General features: G+C 46.2%; 5 protein-coding genes. 1 reads left to right on the top strand and 4 read right to left on the bottom strand.

Annotated elements, in window-relative coordinates; all coding sequences use genetic code 11:
• The coding region (locus tag QZ147_RS07520; protein WP_295148872.1) for a phosphoethanolamine--lipid A transferase at positions 1-1,526 on the bottom strand (1,526 nt) is incomplete at its 3' end.
• A gap of 67 nt (positions 1,527-1,593) precedes the next feature.
• Positions 1,594-3,144, bottom strand: coding sequence for a flavocytochrome c (locus QZ147_RS07515; protein WP_295148870.1), 1,551 nt, complete (start codon positions 3,142-3,144; stop codon positions 1,594-1,596).
• A gap of 183 nt (positions 3,145-3,327) precedes the next feature.
• On the opposite strand from QZ147_RS07515, the gene QZ147_RS07510 reads away from it, so the two are divergent.
• Positions 3,328-4,335 carry a hypothetical protein gene (locus tag QZ147_RS07510; protein WP_295148868.1) on the top strand — a complete coding sequence of 336 codons (1,008 nt, stop codon included), beginning with the start codon at positions 3,328-3,330 and terminating at the stop codon, positions 4,333-4,335.
• 284 nt (positions 4,336-4,619) lie between these two features.
• Here the strand turns inward: QZ147_RS07510 and QZ147_RS07505 are convergent, their stop codons facing one another.
• Together QZ147_RS07505 and QZ147_RS07500 are read right to left on the bottom strand one after the other, a co-directional pair.
• Positions 4,620-6,161 (bottom strand): flavocytochrome c, encoded by a 1,542-nt coding sequence (locus QZ147_RS07505; protein ID WP_295148866.1) that lies wholly within the window; start codon positions 6,159-6,161, stop codon positions 4,620-4,622.
• A 344-nt stretch (positions 6,162-6,505) separates the two neighbouring features.
• Positions 6,506-7,191, bottom strand: a 686-nt coding sequence (locus QZ147_RS07500) for an FAD-binding protein (protein ID WP_295148864.1), incomplete at its 5' end; no start/stop codon positions are given.

Below are 7,191 nucleotides of genomic sequence, written 5' to 3'. Positions count from 1 at the left end.
AGCCGTTTTATCTTATTAAGGCCTAGTTTCATCCTATTTATATCATATCTTTTTTCTATCTCGCCGCCCAGCCAAACGATGCTCGCTATACGTTTTTGAGCCTCGGGAGCAAAGATATACGGCATACCGTGCAGATAAATTCCTTTCTCGCCGAGGCTTTCGCCGTGATCGCTCATATAAATCATCGCCGTCTCGCGCGTAGACGAGTAAGTCTTTAAAAAATCTATCACGCTCGAAAGAAAATAATCGGTGTATAAAACCGCATTGTCGTAAGCGTTATTTATCTCGTCGACGGAGCAGTTTTGCAGTTCGCTATCTCTGCATACGGGAGTAAATTTTTCAAATTCTTTCGGATAGCGTTTAAAATAAGCCGGACCGTGATTACCCATTTGATGAAGGATAATTAAAATATCTTTATCGCCGTTTTTAGCGATAAACTCGTCAAGCCCTTTTAACATCCCGATATCGCGGCATTCATCGTCGCAGACGCCATTTGATTTAGGCGTTTTGAAATCCTCGTAAGCTGTTCTTATAGCTACGCCTTTGGAGTCTGAATTATTATCTCGCCATAAAATTTCGACGTTTTTCGTATTTTCTTTTAGTATATCAAGTACGTTTTGGCGGCGCGCCGCCTTTTCCACGCTGAAATCTTCTCTCGTAAGCGATGAAAACATGCAAGGCACGCTATAAGCCGTCGAAGTACCGCAAGAATAAACATTGCTTAAACTAACGACGTTTTTTTGTTTAGACAAAAGCGGATCGGTAGGTTTTTTATAACCGTTTAGCGCTAATCTATCCGCTCTGGCGGACTCTCCGACGACTAATACGACAAGCTCTTTGGGGTCGGTCGAAGTTTTATTTATCCAGGCGTCTTCGCCGATCTTTTGAAACTCTTTCGGGGCCGATTTAACGGATTTTACCGCAAAATTCGCGATACTATAAATCCAATAAGTAGGGTTGGTATAATACCGAAGCGATTTATGCTCTCTAAAAAACGACGAATAAAATTTGCTAAAACTTAAAATTAGCACAGAAATAATAACGGCGCAGGCAAGACCGACTTTTAACTTTGCTTGGATTTCAGCTTTTATAGGACGATAAACAATCTTTGTCTTTATAATTAAAAAGCAAGGTAAAATGCCTAAAAATACCGTATAAAGCAAAAGTCTAGCGCTAAATAGATCGCAGGCTTCGCCGAAATTAGTTTCTAGCGTATTTCGAACCATTTCGCTATCGATTACTACGTTGTAATTATCCATAAAATAGGCCGTAAACGACGAAACCGAAAAGGTAGCGATAAGCAAAGGCTTAGTCGTATAGCAAGAGCTAAAAAGCGTAAAAAACAGTGCGATAAACGCCGCCAATATTACGGCGCTAACGCCCAAATAAAGCAAATTTGCGCCGCCGCCGTATTGAGCTATAAAATTTTTAAAAAACGAGAAATTATAAAACGCGCAAAATAAAACGGCCGAAATTATAATTAAGTTTTGCTGCGAAATTTTCTGATTGAATGAAATTTTTAGCATTTGCACCCTTTAATAACAAAGGGTGCAATTATAGAACTACTCGGTAAACGATAAATTTTAGACGCTATTAAGCGCCGATATTTTCTCCGGCTACCATACCAAACACCATGCAATCGCTCATACTCATCGTGCCCAGCCTGCCGCCGCCTTGTACGCCGCCGGTGATCTCGCCGCAAGCATATAGACCGGGGATCGGCTTTTGCGTATTCATAGAGATGACTTCGGCCTTGGTATTTATCTGTACGCCGCCCATGCAGTAGAGGATTTTCGGCGTACTTAGACTCGCGTAAAACGGCGGTTTAGACACGTCGATGCCGTGCACGTCGGCCTCGGCGAGCGGTTTGCCAAACTCTGGATCTTTTCCCGCTTTAACGTAGCCGTTAAAGTCCGCGACCGTCTTTAAAAACGGCTCTACCGGGATACCGTAGGCTTTAGCCAGCTCTTCTAGCGTATTAAATTTCTTTATCGACCCTGACTCCACGCCTTTTGAGGTATAAAGCGGATTGTTTGCGTCTACGGCGGCTTGGTCGCAGATATTTACGGGATAATTGTCGTTGTTTGCGCCCTCGGCCATCACTTTAAATATCGCGTCGCATTTTATCTTACGCCCCGCGTGCTCGTTCATAAAACGTTTACCGGTTTTAGGATTTACGCTTAGGCCGTAGTCGTTACTGCAATGGTTGGTAAAAACGGCAGAAGTGCCGAAGCCCTTTTCGGTCGGGTTAGTGTACGGGTTTAGCTGGATCCAGCTTAAAAGCAGAGGATTTGCGCCGATATTTACCGCAGCTATTAGCGCGCCCGCAGTGGCTCCGGGCTGCGAGACGGTATCGATGTTGGTCTTTAAATACGGCACTTGTTGCGCGCGGAACCACTTATCCGAGCTAAAGCCGCCCGCGGCTAAGATAACGCCTTTTTTAGCTTTTATAAATTTGACTTCGCCGCTCGTATTTTCCAAATCGTCGCTTTTTAGCTCGCCGTCGAATTTATAGTTCTCGCGGCATTTTACGCCCACGACGCGGCCGCTCTCGTCCAGTACGAACTCGTCGAATTTCGTCCTCTTTTTGATGAGCGCGTTTGGATTCTCTTCTATCTTTTTGTGCATCGGTTGGATGTATCCCGAACCGCTTGCGACCTTGACCTGCACGGCGCGCATGATCGAGTGACCGCTAGCCGATATAACCTTTGGTGAAAATTCTACGCCGATGGTTTTTAGGTATTCGTATGCTTCGTTGGCTCTATCGTAGATGACTTCGAGCAGGTCGACGTGGTTAAGGTTTAGCCCGTCTTTTAGGCAGTCGGCGATAAATAGCTCCTTTGAGTCCTTGATGCCTTTTTCTTTTTGATATTCGTTATTCGGTACTGCCATGTTTCCGACGTTTATGACCGAGTTACCGCCCGCGCGGCCCATCTTTTCTATCATTAGCACTTTTAGTCCGCGCTCAAGCGCTTTTAGCGTCGCCATAGAGCCCGCAAATCCGCTGCCGATAACGATTACGTCGTATTCTTCGTCAAATTTGACCTCTTTCTCGTTCGTCGCGGCGCTTGCGCTGCTCGCCGCTAGAGAAAGAGCTCCCGTGGCACCGATTTTTATGAAATTTCGTCTTGAAATTTGAGCCATTTTGTCTCCTTTTTATTTTTATCTTAAATTTACAACTTAAATCTAAGAATTTATAAACGTAATAATAGAACAAAATCTAATATAAGTCAAATATCGTTAAAAAGGGCCGATAAAAACCCGTTTTTAGATTAGACGGATATAATATTAACAATTTATCGCAAAAATGTTTAACAAGGGGAGCAAATGCAAGAGCGCACGCTAGAAGAGCTTTATAAAAAGCTAAAAGAATTTGATAGGTTAGCCGATAAAGAGGAGTTTTTGTTTGACGAGATAAGAGACGCCGTAGAGGCGCAGGATTTGGCGTTTGCCGCGCAAATTTGCGACTTTATTTTAAACGACGATTTTGAAAAATTCGGCGCGTTTTTAAGAACCAGAGCGCTAATGTGGCTCACGGACTATATCGTGCAAAATTCAAAAGAAAACGAGAGCGAATACCCGAATTTCGACGACTTTGTAGACTGCCTGTGGAAATTTAAATGGATCGTCTCGGGCGTCGCTCAAAGCTCCGTGATAGAAAAGGAGCTCATAGACGAAGCAAACGAAGCGATGTTGTTTTACTACGAGCGCATGGAGCTCTCGCTGGCGGCCTACTACAAGGCCTTGATGAATCAAAACATAGACATGGGCGATGCTAGAGAAGCAAAGACAAACTACGCACTGTGGAAAAAGCTCGCCAAAGACGATATGGCCGACTGCGAAGCATGCGAGGCATCGGGTGAGATCGCCTATTTAAATTTTGCCGGCGAGCACGCAGCGGCGCTAGGTCTTGCCGCGCCGATACTCTCAGGCGAGCTAACCTGTGCCGAAGTGCCTCACACGACCTACGCGCCGATACTTTTTAGTATGATAAAGACGGGCAAGATAGAAGAGGCAAAAGCCCTGTTACCAAAGGCTGCGGCGACGATCGAGTCAAATCCTCGCGTCATAAACGAGATCGCACCGCTAATCGAGATCGCCGTTAGGCTAGGCGAGCGCGATATGGCGCTAAATTTGGCGCGCAAGCACTCCGCGGCGATACTTGAAGGCAACGACGATCTAAACGACCTGCGATTTTTCATCGCAGTTAGCGCGTTTGGCGACGAGAACGACTACAAAACGGCTTTGGAGCTGGCGGGCAAATTTGACGCTAGAAACGGCAATACCTACTACTCGGACTACCTGAACGAATTTTACGCGGAGTTTGGTTTTTAAATTTTGCGAGTTAAATTTGGCGGGTAAATTCGGAGTTAAATTTGTAAAATTTGACTCGCTGAGACTTGCATCTTAAAAGTACCGAATTCGCTTCATGCTCCGCGACGCTTTGCACGCAGGGCAAAGTAGCGTTGTCATAAGCTTAACGAGCGCAAGACAGAAGCGCGGAAATTTTGCCCGAGATAGCACGCGCGATCCATCATAGGGCAAAATTTCTCCTGCTTACCGTTGCAAACAAAACGAGGCAAAAAGCTCATTTAAAAATAATAAAAAGCCGCCGCAAATTAAATATTTTCTCCGGCTATCATACCGAACGTTAGACAGTCTAATATCGCGCAGCTGCCTAGCCTGCTGGCTCCGTGCGTACCGCCCGTAACCTCGCCCGCGGCATATAGCCCCGCGATCGGCTCATCGTCGATATTTAGCACTTGCGCTTTGGTGTTGATCTTTACGCCACCCATGGTGTGGTGCAGCTTCGGAGCGCCACGCATAGCGTAAAATGGCGGTTTTGAGACCGTGATCCCGTCGGTTAGCTTCATCGGTTTACCGAAGTCCTCATCGACGCCCGACGCCACAAAGCCGTTATAACGCTCGGCGGTTTTGGTTAGCTCTCCCGCAGGCATTTTATAAAACGCCGCTAGCTCCTCAAGGGTGTCGAATTTTTTGATGACGCCGCTATTCATCGGATTTTCGAGGTCGCTCGGCACTAGTTTTGCCGCGGCTACGGAGTCGCAGAGGTTGATCGGGTAGCTGTTTGCTTTGGCGTCAATGATTTTAAACATCGCGTCGGCTCTGATTTTGCGGTCGGCTAGCTCGTTCATATAGCGTTTACCGGTTTTCGGATCGACGGAAAATCCGTATCGGAAGCTAGCTTGCGCGGCAAATTTGCTCGTGATGCCGTTGCCCTTTTCGTCCGGGCATTTGTACGGGATGTATTGAATCCAGCCGATCTGCACCGGTAGCGCGCCTACCTTAAACGCCGAAATGAGCGCACCCGCAGTGGCTCCAGGGTGGTTTGTGGTGTCAAATTCCGGTACCGCTCGAGGATCTTGGAGTTTTCTAAAGAATTTATCGCTGCAAAAGCCGCCGCTAGCTAGCACGACGCCTTTTTTAGCCTTAATAAATTTCTTATCGCCGCCTTTATTTTCGCGGTCGTCGCTAAATAAATCCTTATCGAATTTATAGTTTTCTCTCACGGCTACGCCTACGACGCGGCCGCTATCGTCCGTTACGAAATCGTCGAATTTCGTGCGGGCGCGAAGCTCGCAACCGTCAAATTTTTTAAACGACTCCACGAGCGGCTGCACGATGCCCGAGCCGCTCGTGTTTTGCGTATAATACGTCCTAGGCACGCTATGTCCGCCTTCTAAAAGTAGCTTATCTAGGTATTTTGCGCCGTGTTTTACGGTAAAGTTAAACGTATCTACGGCGCGGTCGGCTAGCACTTCAAGTAGCTCGACGTGATTTAGTCCAAGTCCCGCCTTGACGCAGTCGGAAATAAAAAGCTCTTTTGAATCTTTGACGCCGTTTTTCTTTTGTAGTTCGCTACACGGCACAGCAAAAATTCCGCCGTTTACAACGCTATTTCCGCCCACGCGCCCCATTTTTTCTAAAATTAGCGCCTTATTTCCGCGCTCCGCAGCCTTGATGCCCGCAGCAAGACCCGCAAAGCCGCTACCGATAATGACGACGTCCCACTCCTCGTCGAATTTTACGTCCTTTGCGTTTGCCACGGCATCCGCATTTACCGCGCCCAAAGCAAGCGCGCCGGCGCCCGCGATGCTTAACTTAACAAAATCCCTTCTTGAAACATTTAAAGCTTTCATAGCCCCTCCTTTGATTAGATTAATTAAAATTTGAAAATTTCATAGAAATTTCACGACGTATTTGCAAGTATTTTGGGACGAATTTTGGAGTTATGCGGCTAAAATTTAGCGTAGGCTAGTTGCGTAGCCGCCTAATGAGCAAATTTTGGCAAACTTCGCTTATTACAGAGCAGTAAGCGAAGCGTAACTAAAAAGCGCTCAAAAAATGCAAATTTAAAACGAATTATCGCGAGCTTTAGGCGAAGCGGATCTAAATTTTAGAGCGCAGATAGAATATTTCGTTCATCAAGCGACAAAATTTAGATCTAACGACGCATAGGCTCGCGAGAACTTCGTTTTACGATTTAGCCTATATTCTCACCCGCTATCATACCAAACGTTAGACAATCTGCGATCGCCACGCTACCTAAGCGGCTAGCTCCGTGTACGCCGCCTGTGATCTCGCCTGCTGCAAATAATCTTGGAATAGGCATCTCTGTTTGCAATGAGATAACCTGAGCTTTGGTATTAATATCGATACCGCCCATAGTGTGGTGAAGTTTTGGCGTACCGCGCATAGCGTAGAAAGGTGGCTTAGAGATATCTACGCCGTTTGTAGTGGTTTTATCCATAGGTTTACCAAAGTCCTCGTCTTTGCCCGATTTAACGAAGCTATTATATCTCTCGACGGTCTTTTTTAGCTCTGCGGCAGGGATTTTATAAGCTGCAGCTAGCTCGTCTAGGGTTTCAAATTTCTTTAGTACGCCAGATTCCAGCGGTTTGGTGTAGTGCTCAGGTATGACCATATTTTTTACGCCCTCGCTATCGCAGAAGTTGATCGGATAGATATCCGCTTTTGCGTCGATTACTTTAAACATAGCTTGAGAGCGGGTGCGGCGGTCTGCTAGCTCGTTCATATAGCGTTTGCCGGTTCTTGGATCGACTGAAATTCCGTAGCGGAAGCTTCCGTTTACGTTAAACATAGAGCCTACGCCAAATCCCTTTTCATCAGGGCATGCCCATGGACCGAATTGTATCCAGCTTAGCTGCA

Source organism: uncultured Campylobacter sp. (genome assembly GCF_905371695.1).
Lineage (GTDB): Bacteria > Campylobacterota > Campylobacteria > Campylobacterales > Campylobacteraceae > Campylobacter_A.
Note: the sequence above shows the minus strand (reverse complement) of the source record. Positions and strands in the feature narration are given on the sequence as shown.